Origin of the sequence: Bacillus sp. S2(2024) (assembly GCF_050474045.1) — a bacterium.
GTDB classification, from domain to species: domain Bacteria; phylum Bacillota; class Bacilli; order Bacillales; family Bacillaceae_G; genus Bacillus_A; species Bacillus_A yunxiaonensis.
Genome location: NZ_JBFLUS010000003.1, coordinates 2,497,468 through 2,523,898, shown reverse-complemented (window position 1 = coordinate 2,523,898; position 26,431 = coordinate 2,497,468). Strand labels below are relative to the sequence as shown.

At 36.5% G+C, this 26,431-nt stretch carries 24 protein-coding genes; 20 read left to right on the top strand and 4 right to left on the bottom strand.

The features are described from left to right. Positions 1 to 4: 4 nt before the first annotated feature. Together AB1284_RS12605 and tlp are read left to right on the top strand one after the other, a co-directional pair. Complete coding sequence (locus tag AB1284_RS12605; protein WP_429748962.1) at positions 5 to 139, top strand: acid-soluble spore protein N; 135 nt, start codon at positions 5 to 7, stop codon at positions 137 to 139. 105 nt (positions 140 to 244) lie between these two features. After that, on the top strand, positions 245 to 472 hold the full coding sequence (tlp, locus tag AB1284_RS12600; RefSeq protein WP_429748964.1) for a small acid-soluble spore protein Tlp: 228 nt from the start codon (positions 245 to 247) through the stop codon (positions 470 to 472). Between the two features lie 17 nt (positions 473 to 489). On the opposite strand, the gene AB1284_RS12595 is transcribed toward tlp, so the two are convergent. Further along, on the bottom strand, positions 490 to 1,779 hold the full coding sequence (locus AB1284_RS12595) for a LysM peptidoglycan-binding domain-containing protein (protein WP_429748966.1): 1,290 nt from the start codon (positions 1,777 to 1,779) through the stop codon (positions 490 to 492). Between the two features lie 109 nt (positions 1,780 to 1,888). Here AB1284_RS12595 and AB1284_RS12590 point away from each other — a divergent pair, with 109 nt between their 5' ends. Continuing rightward, complete coding sequence (locus tag AB1284_RS12590) at positions 1,889 to 2,308, top strand: acyl-CoA thioesterase (protein ID WP_429748968.1); 420 nt, start codon at positions 1,889 to 1,891, stop codon at positions 2,306 to 2,308. Positions 2,309 to 2,332: 24 nt separating this feature from the next. Here the strand turns inward: AB1284_RS12590 and AB1284_RS12585 are convergent, their stop codons facing one another. Together AB1284_RS12585 and plsY are read right to left on the bottom strand one after the other, a co-directional pair. Continuing rightward, entirely contained in the window at positions 2,333 to 2,623 is a 291-nt protein-coding gene (locus AB1284_RS12585) for a HesB/YadR/YfhF family protein (protein WP_429748969.1), read from the bottom strand. Positions 2,624 to 2,730: 107 nt separating this feature from the next. Further along, a complete protein-coding gene (gene plsY / locus AB1284_RS12580) occupies positions 2,731 to 3,333 on the bottom strand; it encodes a glycerol-3-phosphate 1-O-acyltransferase PlsY (RefSeq protein ID WP_336481090.1) in 603 nt (200 codons plus the stop codon). 316 nt (positions 3,334 to 3,649) lie between these two features. Between plsY and AB1284_RS12575 the strand changes: the two genes are divergently transcribed. From AB1284_RS12575 to AB1284_RS12510, 14 genes are all read left to right on the top strand, one after another. Continuing rightward, a complete protein-coding gene (locus tag AB1284_RS12575) occupies positions 3,650 to 5,518 on the top strand; it encodes an anaerobic ribonucleoside triphosphate reductase (protein ID WP_429748970.1) in 1,869 nt (622 codons plus the stop codon). After that, a complete protein-coding gene (gene nrdG, locus AB1284_RS12570) occupies positions 5,515 to 5,967 on the top strand; it encodes an anaerobic ribonucleoside-triphosphate reductase activating protein (protein WP_429748972.1) in 453 nt (150 codons plus the stop codon). The genes AB1284_RS12575 and nrdG overlap by 4 nt, the downstream gene beginning before the upstream one ends. A gap of 15 nt (positions 5,968 to 5,982) precedes the next feature. Continuing rightward, on the top strand, positions 5,983 to 6,660 hold the full coding sequence (locus AB1284_RS12565; protein ID WP_429748974.1) for a response regulator transcription factor: 678 nt from the start codon (positions 5,983 to 5,985) through the stop codon (positions 6,658 to 6,660). 176 nt (positions 6,661 to 6,836) lie between these two features. After that, positions 6,837 to 8,051 (top strand): S1C family serine protease, encoded by a 1,215-nt coding sequence (locus AB1284_RS12560; protein ID WP_429748976.1) that lies wholly within the window; start codon positions 6,837 to 6,839, stop codon positions 8,049 to 8,051. Between the two features lie 72 nt (positions 8,052 to 8,123). Further along, positions 8,124 to 8,537: a CoA-binding protein gene (locus AB1284_RS12555; RefSeq protein ID WP_429748978.1), complete on the top strand. Its 414-nt coding sequence runs from the start codon at positions 8,124 to 8,126 to the stop codon at positions 8,535 to 8,537. Positions 8,538 to 9,060: 523 nt separating this feature from the next. Continuing rightward, the gene (gene parE / locus AB1284_RS12550; RefSeq protein ID WP_429748979.1) at positions 9,061 to 11,025 is read left to right on the top strand and encodes a DNA topoisomerase IV subunit B; all 1,965 of its coding nucleotides are present in this window, start codon (positions 9,061 to 9,063) and stop codon (positions 11,023 to 11,025) included. Between the two features lies 1 nt (position 11,026). Next, positions 11,027 to 13,450, top strand: a complete 2,424-nt coding sequence (gene parC / locus AB1284_RS12545) for a DNA topoisomerase IV subunit A (RefSeq protein WP_429748980.1) — start codon at positions 11,027 to 11,029, stop codon at positions 13,448 to 13,450. A 140-nt stretch (positions 13,451 to 13,590) separates the two neighbouring features. Then, on the top strand, positions 13,591 to 14,799 hold the full coding sequence (locus tag AB1284_RS12540; RefSeq protein ID WP_429748981.1) for a branched-chain amino acid ABC transporter substrate-binding protein: 1,209 nt from the start codon (positions 13,591 to 13,593) through the stop codon (positions 14,797 to 14,799). 66 nt (positions 14,800 to 14,865) lie between these two features. Next, the gene (locus tag AB1284_RS12535) at positions 14,866 to 15,852 is read left to right on the top strand and encodes a branched-chain amino acid ABC transporter permease (protein WP_429748982.1); all 987 of its coding nucleotides are present in this window, start codon (positions 14,866 to 14,868) and stop codon (positions 15,850 to 15,852) included. Positions 15,853 to 15,861: 9 nt separating this feature from the next. Beyond that, on the top strand, positions 15,862 to 17,145 hold the full coding sequence (locus AB1284_RS12530; RefSeq protein WP_429748983.1) for a branched-chain amino acid ABC transporter permease: 1,284 nt from the start codon (positions 15,862 to 15,864) through the stop codon (positions 17,143 to 17,145). A gap of 10 nt (positions 17,146 to 17,155) precedes the next feature. Further along, on the top strand, positions 17,156 to 17,932 hold the full coding sequence (locus AB1284_RS12525) for an ABC transporter ATP-binding protein (protein ID WP_429748984.1): 777 nt from the start codon (positions 17,156 to 17,158) through the stop codon (positions 17,930 to 17,932). Positions 17,933 to 17,958: 26 nt separating this feature from the next. Beyond that, positions 17,959 to 18,660: an ABC transporter ATP-binding protein gene (locus AB1284_RS12520; RefSeq protein WP_429761855.1), complete on the top strand. Its 702-nt coding sequence runs from the start codon at positions 17,959 to 17,961 to the stop codon at positions 18,658 to 18,660. A 368-nt stretch (positions 18,661 to 19,028) separates the two neighbouring features. Continuing rightward, positions 19,029 to 20,057, top strand: coding sequence for an oxidoreductase (locus tag AB1284_RS12515; RefSeq protein WP_429748988.1), 1,029 nt, complete (start codon positions 19,029 to 19,031; stop codon positions 20,055 to 20,057). Positions 20,058 to 20,255: 198 nt separating this feature from the next. After that, positions 20,256 to 21,407, top strand: coding sequence for a branched-chain amino acid ABC transporter substrate-binding protein (locus tag AB1284_RS12510; RefSeq protein ID WP_429754274.1), 1,152 nt, complete (start codon positions 20,256 to 20,258; stop codon positions 21,405 to 21,407). 27 nt (positions 21,408 to 21,434) lie between these two features. Here the strand turns inward: AB1284_RS12510 and AB1284_RS12505 are convergent, their stop codons facing one another. Further along, positions 21,435 to 22,025 carry a TetR/AcrR family transcriptional regulator gene (locus tag AB1284_RS12505; protein ID WP_429748989.1) on the bottom strand — a complete coding sequence of 197 codons (591 nt, stop codon included), beginning with the start codon at positions 22,023 to 22,025 and terminating at the stop codon, positions 21,435 to 21,437. 163 nt (positions 22,026 to 22,188) lie between these two features. Between AB1284_RS12505 and AB1284_RS12500 the strand changes: the two genes are divergently transcribed. The 3 genes from AB1284_RS12500 to AB1284_RS12490 all read left to right on the top strand — a co-directional run bounded on the left by AB1284_RS12500 (position 22,189) and on the right by AB1284_RS12490 (position 26,278). Continuing rightward, on the top strand, positions 22,189 to 23,079 hold the full coding sequence (locus tag AB1284_RS12500) for an ABC transporter ATP-binding protein (protein WP_429748991.1): 891 nt from the start codon (positions 22,189 to 22,191) through the stop codon (positions 23,077 to 23,079). Then, positions 23,076 to 23,882, top strand: a complete 807-nt coding sequence (locus AB1284_RS12495) for an ABC transporter permease subunit (protein ID WP_429748993.1) — start codon at positions 23,076 to 23,078, stop codon at positions 23,880 to 23,882. Before AB1284_RS12500 ends, AB1284_RS12495 begins: the two co-directional genes overlap by 4 nt. Positions 23,883 to 24,574: 692 nt before the next feature. Next, positions 24,575 to 26,278, top strand: a complete 1,704-nt coding sequence (locus AB1284_RS12490) for a peptide ABC transporter substrate-binding protein (RefSeq protein WP_429748994.1) — start codon at positions 24,575 to 24,577, stop codon at positions 26,276 to 26,278. Positions 26,279 to 26,431 lie beyond the last annotated feature (153 nt).

Here is a 26,431-nt window from a genome sequence, read left to right as displayed (position 1 = left end):
TATTATGGGTAATCCAAAGAAACATCCACAAGATTTTGCTCCAAACCAGATTGGAATGCAATCGAGAGCAGCTGGCGGTAATAAAGGAAAACAAATGCAAGACAAATCAGGGAAACAACCGATTGTTGATAACGGTTAAAGAGAGGGAGAATGGAAGCATTCTCCTTCTTTTTTTGCATACATAATTAAAGATATTTTTTACAAACTAATGTTGTATGTATTTTCAATAAAGGAGGAAGAAAGCATGCCAGAACAAAACAAAGCAAATCCAGATGATCGTAGTGATAACGTTGAGAAATTGCAAGAGGCAGTATATAACACAATTGAAAATATGAACGAAGCAAGGGAAGCTGCGGAGTTTTCTAATGCGAAAGATCGCGCAGAAATCGAAGCGAAAAATGAGCGCCGCATGGAAAGTATTGAAGGAATGCGAAAAGAAATTAAAGAGGAAGCTGCATATCGTAATAAATAAGAGAAGGCTGACAATTGTCAGCCTTTTTTTGTAATGGAAAAGTTTTCAGTAAGGAGACGCCAATTTTGCGGGAATGGTAAGCCGATTTTCCAATAACTGATACCGCGAATTCCTTGTTCTTTTATTAAATTAAACTTACTTTGAACAGACCTAGCATCTTCAAACCATACTTCATGTTTCACTCCGTTTTCATCGTAATAATTGAAATGCGGAGCTTGGGAAGTGAAATCGTATTGAATGGGCACATTATATTTCCGAGCAAGTGCAACAGCAGCAACAGAACTAAGTGCTTTTGCAGGAGGATTTCCCTCTTTGAATGGAAGAATCCAATCAAATCCGTATAAGTTTTGTCCCATCATAATTTTACGCGGCGGCATTTGTGATTTTGCATATTGAATGACTTGTTTGACAGGACCAATTGGAGAAACTGCAAGAGGCGGTCCACCTTGCCATCCCCAGTCGTATGTCATAATGACAACGAAATCAACAATTTCACCTTGTGTCTTATAGTCCTGAGCTGCAGCTGCACCTTTTTGAGTTGAACTTGTTTTTGGGGGGAGAGTTGTACTTAGCGTATATCCTCTTGGTAGACGTGTTTTTACTTTGCGTAAAAATTGATTATATGCTTCGCGGTCTCCTGGTGCAAGGTTCTCAAAATCAAAATGAATGTCACGCATTCCATATTTTTGTGCTGTTTGTAAAATATTTGTAATGAGCGTATTTTGAATTGTCTCATTGCGTAAAATAATGCTTGTTAATTCAGGGCTAAAACTTCCATTTTCAAGGTTTGTAATAACGAGCATCGGAATCGTTTGCCCTTGTTTTGCAATTGTGACGATTTCAGATATTTGTGTAGGTTCTTTTAGCGTTCCGTCACGCTTTGCCTCAAAGCTAAAGTAGGCTAAGTAAGTTAAATATGGATTGATAGCTTTGGTGGAAGTAACTAAGCTTTCTTTAATAGGAATTGTGGACGGCTGTAAATAGGCAATGGATTCAATGATTTTTTTTGTTCCTTTTGGTACATATAGCTGCTGTCCGACTTGGAGTGCGGATTTTAATGATAAATGATTCACTTTTGCTAAGCTGGCGACAGGGACATTGTAGGTTAAGGCAATTTTATATAAGCTATCGCCAGGCTGTACATAATAAGTATTTCCTTCCGTATTCACGATTAATGCTTGCCCAATCACGAGTGTTTGAGCTGGATTTAATCCATTATCTCTCACAATTGTTTCTGGGGTTGTTCCGTACTGCTGTGCTAATTTATATACGTTATCACCGCTTCGCACAGTTATAATTTGTAGCATATGCTCACTCCTTTAAGGAAAAAGATCCGCCGCTTCTATTTTATTTTCAGTTTCTCTGTATTATGATTAAAGGTGTAGAAAGAAATGCAAGCGAGAAGGAGACAAAAATATGTTTGTAGCAGAACACGAAATTGACATTCGTTATGCAGAGACAGATCAAATGGGTGTTGTTTACCATGCGAATTATTTAGTATGGCTAGAACTTGGGCGTACAAAGTTAATTCAAGATTTAGGATTTTCATATGTTGAAATGGAGAATGATGGGATTGTATCTCCTGTACTTGATTTGCAAATTACATATCGAAAAGCAATGCGTTACGGAGAAAAAGCAATTGTGAAAACGTGGGTGGAGTCTGTGAGTCCACTACGCGTTATATACGGCTATGAAATTTATAATGGGAACGGCGAACGTTGTATTACAGCATCTACAACAAATATTTGTGCAAAAAAAGAAGGTTTTCGTCCGGTATCCTTTAAAAAATTGTACCCAGAGTGGTATGAAACATACGAGAAGATTAAAAAACAATGAAAAAACGTGGCTTAGGCCACGTTTTTATTTTTCATAATGAAATTGCGGAAAATCATCATCGCTACTGAATGTAACAGATAAATTATGTCCGTCAAAGAACCATTCATCATCGCCTTCAATAAAGAAAGTAATGCCATCTTCTTGAACTTGTACAGCAGGGGTAACTGGATTATCTTTACGAATTCCTAATGAAAGTCCTTTTTGAACAGTGCTACATCCACCGTATTGTACGAAAAAGCGAATAGCATCGCCTGTTTGTAAACCAAGTTCGTTTTTATACCAGCTTACTGCTTCTTTTGATACTGAAATGTTCATCTGTGTTCCTCCAACATAATCACTTTTTCTTTTAGTATAAAAAATAACGCAAAAAGACGCCATTTATATGCTTTGCGTTTTCTTTTTGCGTTATGTGGGTTACAATCCTACTTTTGTTTCTGTTGTTTCTTTGTTAAATTTGCTTTTGGCTCTGTTTTATTTATAATTCGTCCAATATTTGCACGATGTCGATAAATAACCATACCAGCTAATAAACACATCGCAACAATGAAGATTTTATCCCCGTTTATAATTGCTGCAATAACAGCAACGATAGCTGTTAACATAGAAGAAAGTGAAACGTATCTCGTCGTAAATAGTAGGGTAAAAAAGATAACGGCTAGTACTACAAAGGTAACTGGCGCGTAGCATAATAGTACGCCAGCAGAAGTAGCAACTGCTTTTCCTCCGCGGAACTTTGCAAAGATTGGGTATACATGACCAAGTACTGCAGCTAATCCGAACCATAGAGGATGGATATGTAAACCGAAAATCATCGGTAGAGCTGTAGCTAATGTTCCTTTTAGAATATCAGCAATTGTAACAATGAAACCCGCTTTTTTCCCTAATGTACGAAATGTATTCGTTCCTCCTAAATTTCCGCTGCCATGCTCGCGAATATCGATTCCATAGCCAATTTTTCCAACGACAAGCCCAGATGGAATCGAGCCAAGTAAATAGGCAACGATAAATAAAAGATATGTAAGCATAAGTTCAGTCTCCTTTATTCAAATGTGTTGATAAAGGGTAAAAAGAGTTTTTCCCATATATTGTACCATACATTTGTAAAGAACACATTTCTTTTTTATAGAGTGAAACTTCTATTGGTGGTGGGTTCCTCATCTCTCACTGATAGAGAGTATTCACTAATGGGACTCTTATTGTCCGTTCATGCGGGAAAAATAAAAGGTTCGATGAATGTTTAAAAAATTTTCACAGAATGTTACATTTTTCACATACCTGCTCTTACTATATGTTGTATCATTTTGATAGTAAATGAACAAGATGTTGTTGGGGGGTTAAGGAATGAAGCAAGTGATAGAAAAAAACAGTAAATATGAAGAGAACCTAAAGGATATTTTTACGAAAATCGTTTATGCAAATGAACAAGATTTAATGCAGGAAAATGCGAATGTTGATGGCCGGTCTCCGATGGGAATGATGGGGAAATTTGCCTCTGAGAGTGCAAAGTATTATGCGATTGAACATTTACTTTCTGAAGAAGTGAAAAAAGCAATTGATCAAAATATTTTATATCCGCATGATTTAGATTTTTATGCAACAGGTACGACAACTTGTTCGCAAATTCCATTAGCTCAAATGCTTGAAAATGGGTTTCATACAGGCCATGGATATATGCGACAGCCACAAGATATTAAAAGTGCGTTGGCACTTTCCTCTATTATTTTTCAAGCGAATCAAAATATGCAGCATGGTGGTCAATCATTTGCGCTGTTTGATATAGATTTAGCACCATATGTGAGAAAAACGTTTGAAAGAAATAAAAAACGTTTAGCAACATATCCATTAACAGTTAAACAAGTAGAAGAGTTTGCGTGGAAAGAAACAGAAAATGATACGTACCAAGCATGTGAAGCATTTATTCATAATTCGAATAGCATGCATAGCAGGGGCGGAGGACAAGTTCCATTTATTTCGATTAATTACGGAACGGATACATCAAAAGAAGGAAGATTATTGATTAAACAATTGTTACGAGCAACGCAGGCTGGATTAGGAAAAGGAGAAACACCTATTTTTCCGATTCAAATCTTCAAATTAAAAAAAGGTGTAAATTTTGAAGAAAAAGATCCAAATTATGATTTATTTGAACTAGCATTAGCAACGACAGCGAAACGATTGTTTCCAAACTTCTCATTTTTAGATGCACCATTTAATGCGGAACATTATGATGGCCGTTCTGAAAGTGAAGTATGTTATATGGGGTGTCGCACTCGTGTTATGTCCAATATTCATGGGGAAGAAACAGCGATTGGAAGAGGAAATTTATCGTTTACATCTATTAACTTAGTGAAATTAGCATGCATCAGTGAAACAAAAGAAGTATTTTTTGAAGCTCTAAATGATTATGTGGACCTAGGTGTTCGTCAATTATTAGAACGGTTTTCTTATCAATCGACGAAAAAAGCAAGAGATTTTCAATTCTTATATTCACAAGGAGTATGGCGTGGTGGTGAACAACTTCAACCTGAAGATTGTGTTGCTGAAATTTTAAAACAAGGTACATTAAGTATTGGTTTTATCGGCCTTGCAGAATGTTTAGTTGCTTTAACAGGAAAACATCATGGGGAAGATGAAGCGTCATGGAAGCTTGGGTATGAAATTATTGAATATATGAAAAAGAAAATGGATGAAGCAACAGAGAAATATCAATTGAATTTCTCGTTAATTGCTACTCCGGCAGAAGGATTATCAGGAAAATTTATTAAAAAAGATCGAGCTGAATTTGGAACGATTACAGGTGTAACGGATCATAATTATTATACAAATTCATTCCATATTCCAGTTTATTATCCTATTAAAGTAATTGATAAAATTCGTTTAGAAGGACCGTTTCATGCACTTTGTAATGGTGGTCATATTACGTATATTGAATTGGACGGGGCGGCTGTTCATAATCAAAAAGCATTACAGCAAATTGTAAAGGCAATGGCACAAAATGGTGTAGGGTATGGCTCCATTAATCACCCAGTGGACCGCTGTAAATGTTGTGGTTATAATGGTGTGATTGGGAATGAATGTCCAAGCTGTAGTAATGAAGATAAATATTATTTTGAAAGAATTCGCCGCATTACTGGATACCTTGTAGGAGATATGTCAAAGTGGAACAGTGCGAAGCGAAGTGAAGAAGCGGATCGGGTGAAACATATATGAGAGTAATGAATATCATTCATGATAGTGTAGTAGATGGTGAAGGGTTGCGGACAGTCGTATTTTTTGCGGGCTGTCCGCATCGCTGTTTTGGCTGCCATAATCCACAGTCTTGGAATATTTGTAATGGAACTGAGATTACAAAAGAAGAAATGATAACAGAAATTGAAAAAAACCCCCTTACTGATGTAACATTTTCAGGTGGAGATCCATTTTTTCAAGCTGCTGAAGTGAAAGCAATAGCAAAAGCAGTAAAAAAAATGAGAAAAAATTTATGGATTTACACAGGTTATACATTAGAGGAGATACAGAATTCACGAAATAATGATATGATAGAATTGTTGCAGTATGCAGATGTATTAGTAGATGGAAGGTTTGAGCTAGCGAAGCGAGACCTTACATTACCGTTTCGCGGAAGTTCGAATCAACGTATTATACGATTGAAGGAGTAAAAGGACGGGATAGAATTGAATAAAACAGTTTTACTTGTTGAAGATGAAAAAAGATTGCGAGAAATTGTTAGTGATTATTTTCGGAATGAGGGCTTTGAAGTTATTGAAGCTGAAGATGGAAAGAAAGCATTAGAACGGTTTGATGAGCATACGGTAGATTTAATTATATTAGATATTATGTTGCCAGAAATTGATGGCTGGTCTGTATGTAGACGTGTAAGAAAAGAATCAGCGGTACCAATCATTATGTTAACAGCTCGTTCTGATGAGGATGATACTTTACTTGGCTTTGAATTAGGAGCAGACGAATATGTAACAAAACCGTTTAGTCCGAAAATTTTAGTTGCACGTGCTAAAACATTATTAAAACGTGCGGATGGTGCGTTAGGGCAAGCTGAAGAGAATACACTTTCTCTTGCAGGTATCGAAGTGAATCGTTTGTCGCGTACTGTAATGGTAGACGGTGAAGAGATTACATTAACACATAAAGAATTTGAGCTTCTTGTTTATTTAATGGAGAATAAAGGGATTGTATTATCTCGTCAACATTTATTAGATCAACTTTGGGGGTATGATTACTTCGGAGATGATCGTACAGTAGACACACATATTAAGAAACTTCGTAATAAATTAGGAGATAAAGCAACACATATTGGTACAGTTATTCGTGTCGGATATAAGTTTGAAGAGTAATATTGGTGCCTATCTATACATTCTTATACTTAATTGTATGTACAATTTTTTATACTTGATTATTTATGAAATATGATTGTATTTTTTTGTTTGGATTTCACGATGAGTTCACAGAAAGGACACAAACCGTGATTATACTAAAAATACGATTTAAGTAGAGAGGGGATAAATAAGTTATGGGATATTATAATCAAACAGAAACGAATGAAACTCGTACGGAAACAGTAAAATCGAGCAGCAAAAAAGGATACTTTTTTACAGGAGTTGTCGGTGCTGTTATTGGTGCCGTTACAATTAGTTTTGCAGCTCCGTATATGCCTTGGACAAATAACTCTGTGATTTCATCTTCTTCTGGAACAAAAGTAGAGGGAACGGCGGTTCCAGTTGTTAATAAAACAAAAGGTGCAACAGATCTCCCTGGTATGATTGAAGGAGCAAAAGAAGTAGTTGTAGGTGTAATGAATTTCCAAAAAAATATGGATCCATTTTCTCAATCAGCAGGACAAGAAGCTGAAGCTGGTTCAGGATCAGGTGTTATTTATAAAAAAGTTGGAGATAAGGCACTTATTGTGACAAATAACCATGTTGTAGATGGTGCAAATAAATTAGAAGTGAAGTTGAGTAATGGAACGAATGTGCCAGCGAAGTTAGTAGGAAAAGATCCTTGGTTAGATTTAGCGGTTGTTGAGATTGATGGAAAAAATGTTAATAAAATTGCAACACTTGGCGATTCAGATAAAATTCGTGCAGGAGAATCTGCGATTGCAATTGGTAACCCACTTGGCTTTGATGGAAGTGTAACAGAAGGGATTATTAGTAGTAAAGATCGTGAAATCCCGGTTGATATTAACGGGGATGGCCGTCCAGATTGGCAAGCACAAGTTATTCAAACAGATGCTGCGATTAACCCAGGGAATAGCGGTGGTGCCCTATTCAATCAAAACGGTGAAGTAATTGGTATTAACTCTAGTAAAATTGCACAGCAAGCAGTAGAGGGAATTGGATTTGCCATTCCAATTAATGTAGCAAAACCAGTAATTGACTCTCTTGAAAAATATGGTGAGGTAAAACGACCTGTTATGGGGGTTACAGTAATGGGTCTTGATGAAATCCCAAGTTATGCATTAGGTCAATTTAAGTTACCTAAAGATGTAACAAGTGGTGTTCTGTTAAGACAAATTACTCCAGGATCACCAGCAGAAAAAGCAGGATTACAGCAATATGATGTTGTCGTTGCCTTTGATGGTCAAAAAATAGAAAATGCAGTTCAATTCCGTAAATACTTATATGAGAAGAAAAAAGTAGGCGACAAACTAGAAGTGACAGCGTATCGAAATGGTGAGAAAATAACGAAAACATTAACACTAGCTGATAGTGGTACTACGAATTAATAAAGAAAGTCTCTTTCATGTTGAAAGAGACTTTCTTTATCGGCTATACTAAACTAACAGGAGGGATTACATATGACAATTGAAAATCCAACTCGTACGGAAATTGGAGAGATTTTAAAAAATAGTAAGACTATTGCGGTTGTCGGATTATCTGATAATCCAGGACGTACTTCTTATATGGTGTCAAAAGCGATGCAAGATGCAGGATACCGTATTATTCCTGTTAATCCAAACGTAGATACTGTATTAGGAGAACGAGCGGTAAAATCGTTAGCTGAAATAAAAGAGCATGTTGATATCGTTAATGTATTTCGTCGTTCTGAGTTTTTAATGGATGTTGCCAAAGAGTTTACTGCGATTGAAGCGGATACATTTTGGGCACAATTAGGTATACAAGATGAGGAAACATATCGTTTTTTGAAAGAAAAAGGCTATACTGTCATTATGGATCGTTGCATTAAAGTTGAACATGCAATGACAAGATAAAGTGAGACTTCTATCATTGGGGGGCGGTTCGCCTTCCAATGATGGACAGCTCTCATTAATCGGGTTTTTACGGGGAGTTATTCCCCGCATATCTTCCTCACTTCGCCCTGGATTTTGAGGGAGATACTGCTCAAAATAGCGGGATAGATCGTATTTTTGAAGTTTATTGAGCTCCTATTCATATAATAGGGAGGAGCAGATGGACGAGGTGTTCATCATGAAGTTTTTTAAAGGTTGTTTTTGGGGATTGCTGCTTGTCACTCCATTTTGGATTATTATCATTTTGTTGATTATTAAATGGTGGAGTATGTAGTTGTTTTTGGAATACATATCCATGTTTCGTTGACAAACGATTACTTTTCTGAAATAGTAGCGTAGAGGAATCCTTGTGACAAGCAAGGATTTTTCTTATGAAAATAGTATATAAAAGAAATAACGTAACTTGCCAAAAGTGAGTAAAAGGCGTTATTCTATAATAGGAAACATATGTTCTGATTTTTTGGGTAGGAAAGGGGCAAGGAGTTTGGCTAAGCGTCAATTTCAATATGATGAAAATGCAATTCAAGTGCTAGAAGGTCTTGAAGCCGTTCGGAAACGCCCGGGTATGTACATCGGGAGTACGGATAGCCGCGGATTGCATCATTTAGTATATGAGATCGTAGATAACTCCGTTGATGAAGCATTAGCGGGATTTGGCGATGAAATTAAAGTTGTAATACATAAAGATAACAGTATAAGTGTAGTAGATAAAGGGCGCGGTATGCCGATAGGAATGCATAAGCTTGGAAAACCGACACCAGAAGTCATTTTAACTGTGCTTCATGCAGGTGGTAAATTTGGACAAGGCGGTTATAAAACGAGTGGCGGTTTGCACGGTGTTGGCGCATCAGTTGTAAACGCGTTGTCGGAGTGGCTTGTTGTTACAATTAAACGAGATGGTTACGTATATGAACAACGATTTGAAAATGGTGGTGTTCCAGTTACGACACTTGAGAAAATCGGAAAAGCAAAAGATACTGGAACAACGATTCATTTTAAACCTGATCGAACGATTTTTAGCACAACGAATTATAATTATGAAACGTTATGCGAGAGATTACGTGAATCAGCATTTTTATTAAAAGGCATGAAAATTGTGCTTCAGGATAAACGCAACGATTTAGAAGATGTGTTTCATTATGAAACGGGTATTGAAGCGTTTGTTTCTTATTTAAACGAAGAGAAAGACCCATTGCATCCAGTTGTATATTTTGCAGGAGAGCAAAATGGAATTGAAGCGGAATTGGCTTTTCAGTTTAACGACGCATACTCTGAGAACATTCTTTCCTTTGTTAATAATGTGCGTACGAAAGATGGCGGTACGCACGAAGCTGGATTTAAAACAGCAATGACACGTGTATTTAACGAGTATGCACGTAAAGTTTCTTTGTTAAAAGAGAAAGATAAAAACTTAGAAGGAACGGATATTCGTGAAGGGTTAGCTGCCATTGTTTCCATTCGTGTTCCAGAAGAATTGCTTCAGTTTGAAGGACAAACGAAAGGAAAGCTTGGAACAAGTGAAGGGCGTTCAGCTGTTGATGCTGTTGTGTCAGAGCATTTGGCGTATTTTTTAGAGGAAAATCCCGATGTGGCTACGCTTCTTGTGAAAAAAGCAATTAAAGCAGCACAAGCTCGTGAGGCAGCACGAAAAGCGCGTGAAGAAGCGCGCAGCGGCAAAAAGAAAAAACGTTCAGAAGGAACATTGAGCGGAAAGCTGACACCAGCCCAGTCGCGTAATCCACAAAAGAACGAATTATATTTAGTAGAGGGTGATTCTGCAGGCGGTTCTGCAAAACAAGGCCGGGATCGTCGCTTCCAAGCTGTTCTTCCACTGCGCGGTAAAGTTATTAATACAGAAAAGGCAAAACTCGCCGACATTTTTAAGAATGAAGAGATTAACACGATTATTTATGCAATTGGCGGCGGTGTTGGAGCGGAATTTTCTGTTGAAGATATTAATTATGACAAAATTGTTATTATGACTGATGCCGATACAGATGGTGCACATATTCAAGTACTGCTATTGACATTCTTCTATCGTTATATGAAGCCGCTAATTGAAGCAGGTAAAGTATTTATTGCACTTCCTCCTTTATACAAAGTGAGTAAAGGGAAGGGGAAAAGTGAAGTCATTGAATACGCTTGGTCTGATGAAGAGCTTGATGAAGTCACGAAAAAGGTCGGAAAAGGTTATATTCTACAGCGTTATAAAGGTCTTGGTGAAATGAATGCGGACCAATTATGGGAAACAACGATGAACCCAGAGACGCGCACATTAATTCGCGTTAAAATTGATGATGCTTCACGAGCAGATCGCCGGGTTGCTACATTGATGGGGGATAAAGTAGAACCGCGCCGTAAATGGATTGAGCGCAATGTTCAATTTGGTATGCAGGAAGAAGGAAATATTTTAGAAAATGAAATGATTATAGCAACGGAGGTGGAATAACATGCAAGCAGAGAAGTTTCATGACCTCCCGCTTGAAGATGTGCTTGGTGACCGCTTTGCACGTTATAGTAAATATATTATCCAAGACCGTGCGCTTCCAGATGCACGCGACGGTTTAAAACCAGTACAACGTCGTATTTTATACTCTATGTATGTAGAAGGAAATATAAATGATAAGCCGTTTCGTAAGTCTGCCAAAACAGTTGGTAACGTAATTGGTAACTATCATCCGCATGGTGATTCGTCCGTGTATGAAGCGATGGTACGTTTAAGCCAAGATTGGAAAGTACGAAATGTATTAGTTGAAATGCATGGAAATAATGGTAGTGTCGATGGTGATCCGGCAGCGGCGATGCGTTATACAGAGGCTCGTTTATCACCAATTGCTTCTGAGTTATTACGTGACATTGATAAAGAAACAGTGGAGTTTGTTTCAAACTTTGATGATACAAGTGAAGAGCCAGTTGTATTACCAGCTATGTTTCCAAATCTTTTAGTGAACGGATCTACGGGAATTTCAGCCGGTTATGCAACAGAAATTCCGCCGCATCATCTTGGAGAAGTTATCGATGCAACAATGCTGCGCATTGATAAACCAAACAGTACTGTAGACGATTTATTAATGCTGATTAAAGGGCCAGACTTCCCGACAGGTGGGATTATCCAAGGGCTTGATGGGATTAAGAAGGCATATGAAACAGGAAAAGGAAAAATTATCATCCGCGGAAAAGCAGAAGTTGAGACGATTCGTGGTGGGAAGCAGCAAATCATAATTACAGAAATTCCTTACGAAGTAAACAAAGCAAATCTTGTAAAGAAAATGGATGAGCTACGTTTAGATAAGAAGCTAGATGGAATTGCCGAAGTTCGTGATGAAACGGATCGTACAGGTCTTCGTATTGTTGTCGAATTGAAAAAAGATGCAAATGCAGAAGGTATTTTAAATTATTTATATAAAAATACAGATTTACAAATACCATATAACTTCAATATGGTAGCAATTCATAATCGCCGCCCTACACTAATGACATTACCAAAGATTTTAGATGCATATATTGGGCATCAAAAAGAAGTTGTAACACGTCGTTCGCAATATGAATTGCGAAAAGCGGAAAATCGTCAGCATATCGTGGAAGGTTTGATGAAAGCTTTATCAATCTTAGATAAGGTCATTGAAACAATTCGTGCTTCTAAAGATAAACGTGATGCGAAAAATAATTTAAGTGCAAGATTCTCTTTTACAGAAGCACAATCAGAAGCAATTGTATCACTGCAATTGTACCGTTTAACAAATACAGACATTACAGCGTTAGAAAAAGAGGCCGAAGAGCTACAAACGAAAATTACAGAATTACAAGCGATTTTACAAAGTGAAAAAAGACTTCTTCAAGTGATTAAATCGGACTTAAAGAGAGTAAAGAAAACGTATAGTGATAATCGTCGTGCTGTAATTGAGGAAGAGATTGAAGAAATTAAAATTGATGTGGAAGTGATGATTCCACATGAAGATGTCATCGTTACTGTAACGAAAGAAGGATATGTAAAGCGAACTGGTTGGCGCTCGCATAATGCATCGAACGGAAAAGACTTTGGTATGAAAGAGGGCGACATCTTACTCGAACGCTTTGATACAAATACAACCGCGACAATTCTTTTATTTACAAACAAAGGGAATTATATTTATCTTCCGGTATACGAAATGCCAGATATTCGCTGGAAAGATTTAGGTCAGCACGTTGCGAATATTGTTTCGCTTGACCGAGATGAAACACTCGTCTTTGCAACTGTTGTTCCGAATTTTGACGAAGAGAAGCGATTTATTACGTTTGTGACTAGAAATGGAATGATTAAAAAAACAGAATTAAATCAATATAAAGTGCAGCGTTATTCACGTGCATTTGTCGCGGTTAATTTAAAGAAAGATGATGAAGTCGTTGATATTTTTGTTACAGATGGAACACAAGATATTCTTCTTGCAACGCATGGTGCATATGCACTTGTTTTCAATGAAGAAGAAGTGAGTCCAGTTGGCGTGCGAGCAGCTGGTGTAAAAGGAATGAATGTGAAAGAAGATGACTACGTTGTATGCGGTCTTCCTATCAATTCTGAGAAAGATCAGCTCGTTCTCGTTACGCAACGAGGCGCAGTAAAACGATTAAAAGCAACAGAAATTGAAAAATCAACGAGAGCAAAACGAGGACTCGTTATCTTTAAAGAATTGAAAAAGAATCCATATCGCATTGTCGGTGTAGAAATTGTTCGAGCAGATGAAGTTGTTTGTATGCGAACAGAAAAACAGATAATAGAAGAACTTGATCCGAATACACTTCGTAATAAGGATCGTTACAGTAACGGAAGTTTATTAATAGATGTAAGTGATGTTGGTCTTGTTGTGGAAACGTGGCCGCAGAAAAAAGAACAGTAAAAAACGCCCGACTCATATAATGAGTCGGGCGTTTTTGTCTAAATTTGTCTGAAGAATAGTAGTTGTACAAATAAAATACTTCTATTATTATTTAACTAAATATTTTAAATGTTCAGAAAAATGAAATTGGGGGTATATGGGTGATAAAAAAGAAGAATTTTGCTTTTGTTCTTTCAGCGGTATGTATGTTTGGCTTGTTAACGGGATGCGGCAATAAAACAAGTGGTAATGCTGACACAGCAAGTACGGGAGGTGGAGGTGGAAAGGTCATAAAAATTGCGACTCAATCACCGCTTTCGGGTGGTTCAGCAACGCAAGGGGAAGCAATTAAACTTGGTGCACAGTTGAAGATAGAAGAACAAAAAGAAGAGTTTAAAAAATTAGGATATGAACTAAGGCTTGTGCCATATGATGATCAGGCTGATCCGAAAAAAGGTGTTGCGAACGCACAAATTATTGGCGCGGATAAAGAAATACTCGGTATCGTTGGACATATGAATTCAGGAGTTGCGATTCCATCTTCTGAAGTGTATGAGAAAAACAATGTTGTTATGGTATCACCTACAAATACTGCTGTTGAAGTAACAGATCGTAATTTGAAAGTAGTAAATCGTATATGCACAAGAGATGATTTTCAAGGTCCTGCTGGAGCAGAATTTGCATTAAAAACACTGAAGGCAAAAAGCGTTTTTATTATTGATGATAAAACAGCTTATGGAACAGGTTTAGCTAAAGCATTTAAAACAGAAATTGAAAAATTAGGTGGAACGATTGCAGGCTATGAATCTATTACGGTTGGAGAAAAAGATTTTAATGGTGTATTAAATAAAGTACTAGCGAAAAAACCTGATTTAATTTACTTTGGTGGTCTATATGCAGAAGGTGGACTGTTAGTGAAGCAAGCACGTGAAAAGGGCCTTGCGGTTCCTTTTATGGGCGGTGATGGTATGGATTCAGCAACGATGGTAGAAATTGCAGGTAACTCTATTGAGAATACGTATTACACTTCTATCGCTGCTGATCCGAAAACGACGGAAAAAGGAAAGAAATTCGCAGATGATTATAAGAGCAAATTTAATAAAGAAGTAGAAGGATATTCAGCTTATGGTTATGACGCTGCGGGTGTACTTCTGCAAGGAGTGAAAGATGCGATTAAAGCAAATAACAACAAAATGCCAACTCGAGAACAAGTGCGCGATACTGTTCGGAAAACAAATAATTTTGAAGGGGCGGTAACAAACGTAGGATTTGATAACAAAGGTGATAATAAGTTTGCAAAAGTATATATTTATAAATTTGCAGAGCAAAAATATCCAGGTAGACAAGAAGGGGAAGTCGAGAAAAAGTAAGGTGATATGGGTACGGTACTTATGTTCCGTACCTTTTTTAAAGAAAAATAAAAAGGAGGAAATTTTATGTTCGGAGAAATCATGCATACACTTCCTCAAGTGCTAATTGACGGATTAACACTTGGTGCAGTGTACGCAGTTGTTGCGTTAGGATATACGATGGTATATGGAATATTAGAACTTATCAATTTTGCTCATGGAGAAATTTTTATGACGGGTGCTTTTATTGGTACAACAATTTTCCTTGTTTTTATGGGGTTTGGTTGGATGACGGTTATGCCAGCTTTGCTAGCGTTGTTACTTGTTTTAGTTGCAACATCTCTTATAACGGGTTTTCTTGGGATGGGGATTGAAAGGGTCGCGTATCGACCGCTTCGAAAAGCACCGAAACTTATTACGTTAATCACAGCGATTGGTGTTTCTTTTTTGCTGCAAGATATCGTTCGTTTTATTGCTGAATTAAAAAAGGGAAACTACATTATAACAGGTCCTACTTTATTCAATGATCAAATTACAGTACAAGCTTCAGCAATTATATCTTCTTTTAATAATGCTCAACTTAAAACATCTTCACTTATTCTACTCATTCTTGCGGTTATTATGATGCTCTCTCTAGACTTTTTCGTTAATAAAACAAAGTGGGGAATGGCGATGCGTGCTGTTGCGCAAGATCGTGATACTGCTTCGTTAATGTCAGTAAATGTGAATAAAGTGATTTCCCTTACGTTTTTTATCGGTTCCGCGCTTGGCGGAGCAACAGGTGTCCTGTTTGCTGTACAATATGGAACAATAGACCCGTACATTGGCTTTATTTTAGGATTAAAAGCGTTTACAGCAGCTGTTCTGGGCGGAATTGGTAATATCCGAGGTGCGATGGTTGGCGGTATATTGCTTGGGCTGTTAGAAATGTTTGCGGCTGCAAATTTATCGATTTTGTCTTCTGGAATATTGGGAGCTGAATATAAGGATGTGTTTGCCTTTGGAATTTTAATTCTCGTTTTAATTTTTAAACCAGAAGGTATTTTCGGCAAAGCAGTTGCCGAGAAAGTGTAGGTGATGATAATGACAAAATGGCTAGAAATGATAAGGGAAAGTACGAGGATGCAACTTATATTATTAGTCCTTTATATGGGCATAACTGCTGCGAGTCTATATTTTGCACAAAAGTCAGTAACGGCATTTCTACTATTATTATTGTCTCTTTTATTATTGTATTACACAAATTTACACAGTAAATGGAAATGGTTAATAGGGTTATTTGTATTAGTTATATTGCTTCCATTCACAGCCAGTGGTGGTCCTGCTTATCAGTCTTATATGGAAGTGGCGACATTAGTTGGAATTTATATAGCAATGGCGCTAGGGTTAAATATTGTTGTCGGCTTTGCAGGATTGCTAGATTTAGGATTTGTCGCTTTTTTTGCAATAGGAGCTTACACATACGGTATTTTTGCAACAGCTCAAGCAAATAATTTTATGCCATTCGGTCAATATCCATTGTCAGGAGAAAGCTTTTGGATTTTTATTTTACTAGGCGGTTTTATTGCGGCAATATTTGGAGTCTTGCTTGGTATCCCGGTGTTGCGTGTGAAAGGCGATTATTTAGCAATTGTAACACTTGGATTTGGGGAGATTATCCGTATTATTTTTAATAATCTAGATAAACCGGTTAATATTACGAACGGTGCAATGGGTTTATCTTCTGTAAAACCACCTTCTTTATTTGGATTTACATTTTTGCAATCAAGTCAAGTGTACTACATTGTCCTCGGTATTTTACTACTTGTGATCTTTATTGTAAAACGACTAGAGTTTTCGAAAATAGGCCGTTCTTGGAAGGCCGTTCGTGAAAATGAAATTGCCGCCCAAGCGATGGGAATTCCGCTTGTGAAAACAAAGCTGTTAGCATTTGCAATCGGTGCATCATTTTCAGGAATGATGGGTGTTGTCTTTGCAGCAAAACAAACTTTCGTCGATCCAACCAGTTTTACGTTACTAGAATCGATTACTATTCTTGTCATGGTATTACTTGGTGGTATGGGGAGTGTACCAGGGGTTATTTTAGGAGCAGCAGTTATGACGATTTTAAATTTACAAGTACTTACTGAATTAACAAACTGGTTAAACCAATTAAACTTAAGTGGAACGGTTGCAATTCCGGATGCACTTTCTCCAGCTAAAATGCAGCGTTTTATCTTTGGGGGAATTTTAATTTTATTTGCTTTGTATCGCCCGCAAGGACTCATACCTGCGAAAAATCGGAAATTTAATGAAGAGCAGCTGAAAAAAGGTAGGATAAAACAAATCGAATCGAAAACACAAAAAGAGAATGTATTTGGAGCCTAGGGGTGAGGATATGACGATTTTAACAGTTCGGAATATTACAAAGCGGTTTGGCGGGCTTGTTGCAGTGAAAAGTGTTGATATGAAAGTAAACAAAGGATCGATAACTGCTGTAATTGGACCGAATGGAGCAGGGAAAACGACCTTCTTTAATATGGTAACAGGCGTGTATAAGCCCGATGAAGGGGATATTCTACTTGGTGCAGAAAAAATAACTGGTTTGAAGCCGCATGGTATTTCAAAGTATGGCATTGCTCGTACGTTTCAAAATATTCGTCTTTTTAACAATATGACAGTACTTGAAAATGTCATGGTAGGACTTCACAATCATTTGAAAAGTAATCTTTTAGGGATTTTGTTACACCTGCCAGGGGTAAAGAGAGAAGAGGAAAAAGCCCAGCAAACGGCATACGAACTTCTAGAATATGTTGGTTTAGCTCACTTATTAAATGAAGAAGCGCAAAATTTATCGTACGGGGCACAGCGGCGCCTTGAAATTGCTAGGGCGCTTGCGGCAAAACCGCAAGTGCTACTATTGGATGAGCCAGCGGCCGGGATGAACCCGAAGGAAACGAAGGAATTAACAGCGCTTATTTATCGTATGCGTGAAGAGCTGGACCTAACAATTGTATTAATTGAACATGATATGAAACTTGTTATGGAGATATCTGAACATATCATTGTGCTAGATCATGGTGAAAAAATTGCAGAAGGAAGACCGGAAGAGATTCGTAATAATTCAAAAGTTATTGAAGCGTATTTAGGGAAAAGTGCAGTGTTAGAGAAGTAATGAGGGATAAAAAGGAGGGAAGTATTTTGCTAGAGCTTACCAATATAAATGCGTATTATGGTGGCATTCACGCGTTAAAAGGTATTAATATTTCTGTAGGAAAAGGTGAAATTGTAACGCTTATTGGATGCAATGGGGCTGGGAAATCAACGACATTAAAGACAATCAGTGGCCTTGTTATACCGAAGTCAGGAGAAATTTTGTTTGAGGGTAAACAAATTACGAAACAATCCCCGCATGTAACAGCATTATCCGGAATTGCTCATGTACCAGAGGGGAGACGCATTTTTTCACGCCTCACAGTAAAAGAAAATTTAGAGATGGGGGCATTTTCAGTAAAGGATAAAAGAATAGTGAAGGAACGGATGGAGCGCACTTTTCACTATTTTCCAAAGCTAAAAGAACGGCTAGAACAAAAGGGTGGTACGATGAGTGGTGGTGAACAACAAATGCTTGCAATTGGACGTGCGCTCATGAGCCAGCCTCATTTACTTATGTTAGATGAACCTTCAATGGGACTTGCGCCAATTATTGTTGAGCAAATCTTTGAAATTATTTCAGAGCTTAATAAAGAAGGAATGACGATTCTACTTGTTGAACAAAATGCGTATCAAGCGCTGCAAGTTGCACATCGTGGATATGTGATTCAGACAGGGGAAATTAAAATGGTAGGAGAAGGAAAATCATTGATGCATGATGAATTTGTGAAAGAAGCGTATTTAGCATAGTATGAGGGCTACCCTAAGTAGGGTGGCTCTTTGACATGTAGAAGAGAAGTTCCTCATAATCTATGTTACCACTATCAATTTTGTTTATATAATTAGATTTTAATTTTTTGATATACAGATTGATGCTATGCTATGCAGAAAAAGAGGAGTGTGCATTCGTTTTCTCCCTTTGTTTGAACTTCGCATGTGGCAGAAAAAGGCCCTGACCCCTTCTATGCATGGCCAGATGCTCTCGGCCACCTAAAAAGAATGGTTTTATATCGGTTTTTTAATTTGGATTTATATAGAAAGCAAAACATTATGTAGAAAAAAGATAAGTTGATATAATAAAAGTTCATCATATTCCATACATAACCTGGAGGGGTTTTATGAACAAAATAGGTGTTGGTATTGTAGGTTACGGCTTTTCTAGTACAACCTTCCATATTCCGTTGCTACAAACAATTGAAGACTATGAAATCCGTGCGATTGTTTCTTCACAGGAAGAGAAAGTAAAAGCATCATTTCCACATGCAGAAGTTGTGACAACAATCGATGAGCTTGTTATGCAAGAGGACATTGATCTTATTATTATTACATCTCCTAATACAACGCATTTTGAATATGCAAAAAAGGCAGTTCTTCACGGTAAAGATGTTGTTGTTGAAAAGCCTTTTGTTGTTTCTGTTGAAGAAGGGGAAGAGTTGATAGCATTAGCAGAGCAGCATGGTGTTGTGTTAAGTGTATATCATAATCGCCGTTTTGATAACGATTTCAGAACGGTTCAAAAACTATTACAAGATGATAAAATCGGTAAAGTTTATACGTATGAGGCTCATTTTGATAGATTTCGCCCCCATGTTCGCGATCGCTGGCGAGAACATAATTTACCAGGATCAGGGATGTTGTTTGATTTAGGTTCACATCTCATTGATCAAGCGTTGCATCTATTTGGAATGCCGGAAGCAGTTTATGCAGATATTGTCAATCAGCGTCTGGGGTCACAAATAGATGATTATTTTCATATTATTCTTCATTATGAAGAAATGCGTGTGATTCTTCATAGCGGTAGTCACGTTAAACATGCAGGACCACATTTTAGCATTCACGGTGAAAAAGGTTCGATTGTTAAATATGGAATGGATCCCCAAGAAGAGCAGCTAAAGGCAGGAAAGAAACCTGGTGATGAAGGATATGGAGAAGATGCTATGCATATGTATACTGTTCTTTCTACAGAGGAACAAGAAATTCATATTCCAACAGAAATCGGGTGTTATGAGAACTATTATAAAGGTGTCCGAGATGCGATAATGAAACGAGAAAAGCCACCTGTTACTGCTGAGGAAGCTCTAAATGTAATTCGTGTTATTACAGCTTGTTTACAAAGTAGTAAGCAAGGAATGATAGTGAAATGGTAGAGTCAGTGTATGTGCTGACTCTTTCTTTTTGTATGTTAGCAAATCATGTCGGAATTTTACGAGAAAACGCTAACGATTTTTATTGTACAACTTTTATGTATAGATTAATATTTTAAATATTAGGAATATTATGAATTCGGGAGGAGTACTGTGAAGAAAAAGATATCGCTTTTGTTATCAGGGGTTTTATTAGCGGGAATGATGGCAGGGTGTACGAGTAAAGGAACTGATAATTCAGCTTCTACGAAAAATGAAGCAAGGACAAGTAAAGTAATTAAAATTGCTTCTGAATCCCCTCTTTCTGGTGGATCAGCTGCGTTTGGAGAAGCCCTTAAGCTTGGAACGCAGCTTGCAGTAGATAAACAAAAAGAAGAGTTTAAAAAACTAGGTTTTGAATTACAATTTGTTCCGCAAGATGATCAAGGTGACCCGAAAAAAGGGGTTGCTAATGCTCAGTCTGTCGCAGCTGATAAAGATGTATTAGGTGTTGTCGGACATTTAATGTCAGGTGTATCTATTGCCGCTTCTGAAACATACGAGAAAGCAAATCTTGTTATGGTATCGCCATCGAGTACGGCAGTTGAATTAACAGAACGTGGATTAAAGACTGTTGCACGCCTTGTTGCAAGAGATGATTTCCAAGGTCCAGCGGCAGCAAAATATGCGCTTGAAACAGTAAAGGCAAAAAATGTTTTTGTAATTCAAGATAAAACAGCATACGGTACAGGATTAGCCGATGCATTTAAAAAAGAAGCAGAAAAGCTAGGAGCAAAAATTGTCGGTTATGAAGGGATTACAGTTGGTGAGAAAGATTTTAGTGGTGTGCTAAACCAAGTTGTCGCGAAAAAGCCAGATCTTGTGTATTTTGGCGGTATGTATTCAGAAGGATCTGTTTTAGTAAAACAAGCACGTGAAAAAGGGGTTACAGCACCAATTATGGGCGGTGACGGTATTGATTCTCCGACGATGGCAGAAGTTGCAAAAGATGGGTTAAAAGATACGTATTATACAACAGTAGCGACAGCACCAACAGCAACAGATAAAGGGAAAGTATTTGTAACAGAATATAAAGAGAAGTTTAAAAAAGATGTGGAAGCATATTCTGCATATGGATATGATTCAGCTGGCGTTATTTTACAAGGAATTAAAGATGCTATTAAGAAAAATGATGGAAAGTATCCAACACGTGAACAAGTACGTGATGCAGTTCGTGCTATTAAAGAATACGATGGTGTTATTACGAAAGTAGCTTTCGATGAAAAAGGTGATAACAAATTTGCGAAGGTTTACATTTATAAGTATGAAGGTGCGAAATATCCAGGAACGCAAGAAGGAGAGGTAAGTAAATAAGGAAAAAACCCGGCCGAGGCCGGGTTTTTAGTTTGGATTAGAAAGTCCATAGAAAAACATTGTGAGGATTTCTTTTGTTTGCTGTTCGCGATGTTCACCAACTAAGTGTGCAACGAATTGATCACTCATTTTAGAAAACGTATTGATATATAACAAAATCATTTCTTTTGAAAGATCTGGATTAATTTCTTTTTTCTGCTGTGCTTCTTCAATAAAGTGAAGAAAAAGGGGAAGCGCTTTTTCCATTTGATATGTAAATAGAAAATTACGCAATTCTTCATCTGTTTGCATTGCTTGTTCAATCATTTCAGGATGTAAACGAGTCACACTTTGTAATTTTCGAGTCATAATACGATGTATTTTTTCTTGAAAAGATAAGTCGCTCGTGAACAGTTCTTCATAATAATGAACTTCTTGAATGGTAAACTCTTGAATGAGTTCACGAAATAAAGCATCTTTACTTCCAAAATGATTATATATTGTAACTTGTGAAACCTTCGCTTGTTTTGCAATATCTTCAATTTTTACTTCTTTATATCCATATTTAAAAAACAATTCTAATGCAGCTGCTTTAATAGCCTGCTTTTTCTTTTTTTTCACCTTTTCAAAACCGTTCATATGAATCACCTCCACTTAAATATACAAGATGATAAGAAAGGAAACAATATTTTTGAAATATAGACTTTATTAAATTTCAAAAAATATTGATTCTCTTATAACGGAGGAGTATAATAATTTTGAAATATAAAATGTTTAATATTTCAAAAAATGAGGTGGAATCATGTTAATCGTTCAAAATGTCACGAAAAAATTTTCAAATGGAAAAGGCTTATTCGATATTTCATTTCAAGTAAAAGAAGGCGAAGTATTTGGTTATTTAGGACCAAACGGATCAGGAAAATCAACAACAATTCGTAATTTAATGGGATTTATACAACCTACTTCTGGAGCAGCGACGATGTTCGGATTGGATTGCTGGAAGGATGCGGCTGAAATTCAAAAAAGGGTTGGATATTTACCAGGAGAGATTTCTTTTATAGAAGGAATGAATGGATTGGGATTTCTGCAACTTATGCAAGGAATGCGTGGTATGAAAAGTAATGGTCGACGTGATGAATTAATTGAGCGCTTCCAGTTTGACGTGAAAACGCCCATTCGAAAAATGTCTAAAGGAATGAAGCAAAAAGTAGGGATTGTAGCAGCCTTTATGCATGATCCGGAAGTACTCATTTTAGATGAACCGACTTCAGGATTAGATCCGCTTATGCAACAGTTATTTGTTGATCTTATATTAGAAGAGAAACAAAAAGGAAAAACAATTTTTATGTCGTCTCATATTTTTACAGAAATCGAACGGACATGTGATCGGGTAGGGATTATTAAAGACGGGAAGTTACTGACAGTAGAAAATATTCATGATTTGAGAGCGAAACAAAGGCAAGTTATTGATGTGACAGTATCTTCACAAGAACAATTGCAAGCATTACAGAAAACGATACTACAAATTGATAGTGTGCAAGGGAATACAGCCTCGATTATTGTACAGGGAAATTATAATGAGCTTCTTCAAACATTAGCGCAGCACGATGTAATTGGTTTTCAGATGAGAACAATGGATTTAGAAAATATCTTTATGCATTACTATGATGAGGAAGGAGCGAATCGGTTATGAGTAAAGCGTTACTTGTTGCTAGTTTAAAAGCAAATGCCAAAATGATTTTGAACTATGCTGTCGGTTCAGTTCTTTATTTATGGTTACTAATTTGGATCTTTCCATCATTCTCATCTGTAAAGGGATTAGATGAAATACTGAAAGCGATGCCTCAAGGGGTATTAAAAGCAGTGGGATTCGAAAAAGGGATTGAACAATTGAATGATTTTTTAGCTGGAGAATATTATGGTTTAATCTTTGTTTTATTGTTGATGATATATAGTATTTTAGCATCAACACAACTAGTTGCTCATCTAGTTGATAGAGGATCAATGGCTTATTTATTATCTACTTCTGTTTCACGTACAAAGGTAATTTTGACACAAGCATCTGTCTTAATCATAGGGTTATTTACGATCGTTATAGCTACTTATCTTGGCGGTTTAGTCGGGGCAGAATGGCTAATTGAAAAGGTATCTCTTGATCAAGTATTATTTTTTAAACTCAATCTTCTTGGTGGACTTGTATTTCTTGTAATTTGTGCATATTCATTTTTCTTTTCCTGTTTATTTGATGATGAAAAGAAAGCACTAAGCATTTCTACAGGTATAACAGTATTGTTTTATGGACTTGATATGTTAGGGAAATTGAGTGATAAATTGGACTGGATGAGAAAGTTATCTATATTTAACTTGTATCGACCGCAAGAAATTGTTGATGGAAGCTATAATATATGGCCGTCAAGTATTGGTTTACTTGCAGCATCTTTTCTTCTTTTTATAGCGGCTATTATGCTGTTTAAGAGAAGAGACTTGCCTTTATAAAGATGCAATACACTTTATGTAAACATTATAAAAAATACAAACAACCTTATTTCACTATTTAACTGAGATAAGGTTGTTTTTTGATCTTTTCTTCTTGTAATAATTACTTAATTTTCAAGAAAATATTTGATTCTGAAAAAGATTAATTAAAATAATATATTCACGTGGAAAAACCGTCATAAATTTAGGTGGGAGAGAGTATGTGGCTATGTATAGCGACAGCTTACATATTGAAACATCAAAATAGGTTTATTTAGTGTAAGAAAGAATAAGAAGATTGCTATTGTTGTGAGTAGTAAAGATGAATTTGTCTGATAAAACATGAGAAAGTTTTTTCGGCAATACGAAAGGAATATAGGAAAGTGCTAAATAGAAGATATATAAAAAAATACAACAGCACTCAAATGATTGTCTTATATTAGTTTAACAAAGTAGTAATAAATAAAAGAGTTATAGTATTCCGTATCTTGAAGGGGGAGGGGATGCCATTTTCTTAGTTTATTTCATAGAATGATTAAAAATATTACTGTATTAAAATAATTTTTTATTTTCTAAATAATAGCACTTTAAAAAATTCAGAAAATTAGTAGAATATTAATTGGTAGTAATTTTCTGATAAATATATAGAAACATAGAGTTATCGGAAAATTTTTTTAGTTAGTATTGTACATAAAAATTAGGGAGGGTATAAAATGAAAAAGATGAAAAAAATCACAGCTGTAGTAGCACCAGTATTAGCGATGAGTATGGCACTAACAGCATGTTCTGGGGCAGGGGACAAAAAAGCAAGTACAGAACCAAAAAATGGGGACAAACAAACAGAAGGTAAGTTAGCGGCAAAACAAGTATTAAACTTAGTGGAAGCAAATGAAATTCCTACAATGGATGTTTCAAAATCATCAAATACAGTTTCTTCCCTTATGTTAGGGAATACGATGGAAGGTTTATATCGTCTGGATAAAGATAATAAGCCTACTCCAGGTGTCGCAGAATCTTATAAAAAGAGTGATGATGGTAAAAAATATACATTTAAACTTCGTAAAGACGCAAAATGGTCAAATGGTGATCCTGTAACAGCGAAAGATTTCGTATTTGCGTGGCAACGTCTGTTAGACCCAAAATCGGCTGCTGAATATGCATTCATTATGTATGATGTAAAAAATGCAAAAGCGATTAACGAAGGGAAATCACCAGTTGACTCTTTAGGTGTAAAAGCAGTAGATGATTACACATTAGAAGTAGAATTAGATAATCCTGTTCCGTATTTTCTTGGCTTAACAGCATTTACATCTTTCTTACCATTAAATGAGAAAGTTGTAAAAGAAAATGGAGATAAATATGGTCTAGAGGCTGATAAGATGGTCTATAATGGACCATTTAAAATGACAGAATGGAAGCATGAGCAAGGCTGGAAAGTAGTGAAAAACGATCACTACTGGGATAAAGCAAATGTTAAGTTAGATGAAATCAATTGGAGTGTTGTAAAAGAACAATCTACTCGTGTGAACTTATATGAAAGCGGCCAACTTGATCGCGTCGATTTAACAGCTGAATATGTTGATAAATATAAAGCAAAAAAAGATGAATTTGGAACGCAGTTAGAACCAGCAACATTCTTCTTACGTTTAAATCAAAAGCGTAACGGTCAAGATACAGTACTTAAGAATAAGAAAGCTCGTGAAGCAATTGCAATGGCCTTTGATAAAAAAGCATTAACAAATGTTATCTTAAATGATGGTTCTAAACCAGTAGACGCTCTTATTCCAGAAAAGTTTGCTGCTGGCCCAGATGGAAAAGATTACCGTGAAACATTTAAATCTACAGGTGTAAAAACTGATGTAAAGAAAGCGAAACAGCTTTGGGAAGAAGCGAAAAAAGAATTGGGTAAAGAAGAAGTAGCAATTGAGTTCTTAAACTATGATACGGATAGTGCAAAGAAAATTGGTGAGTACATAAAAGAACAGCTTGAGAAAAACTTACCAGGTTTAAAAGTCAATATTAAACTTCAGCCGTTCAAGCAAAAATTAAAATTAGAAACAGCACAAGATTATGATATGTCTTATGCGGGCTGGAACCCAGATTATGCGGATCCAATGACATTCTTAGATATGTTCCAAACAGGAAATCCACAAAACGAAATGAGCTATTCAAATGCGAACTATGACGACATCATTAAGAAATCTCAAGGTGAATGGCTAACAGATCCGAAAAAACGTTGGGAAGAAATGGCGAAAGCTGAAAAAATCCTACTTGAGGATGAAACAGCAATCGTACCGATGTTTCAAAGCTCAAAGGCATTTTTACAACGTCCAACTGTACACAATATTTATAAGCACAATGTTGGTAGCAGATTCAGCTACAAATGGGCATATATCACTGAAAAAGAAGGTAAATAATTATTTGAAAAGAGGAGGTGCGATATCGTATCCTCTTTTCGCTGTGCACATTTTGAAGCGTGATGAATACATACGCAGTACACTAAATGGAAGTTCTACTTTATTTCATAGAATGATCATATATTACTGTAATGAAATGATTTTAAGACTTTT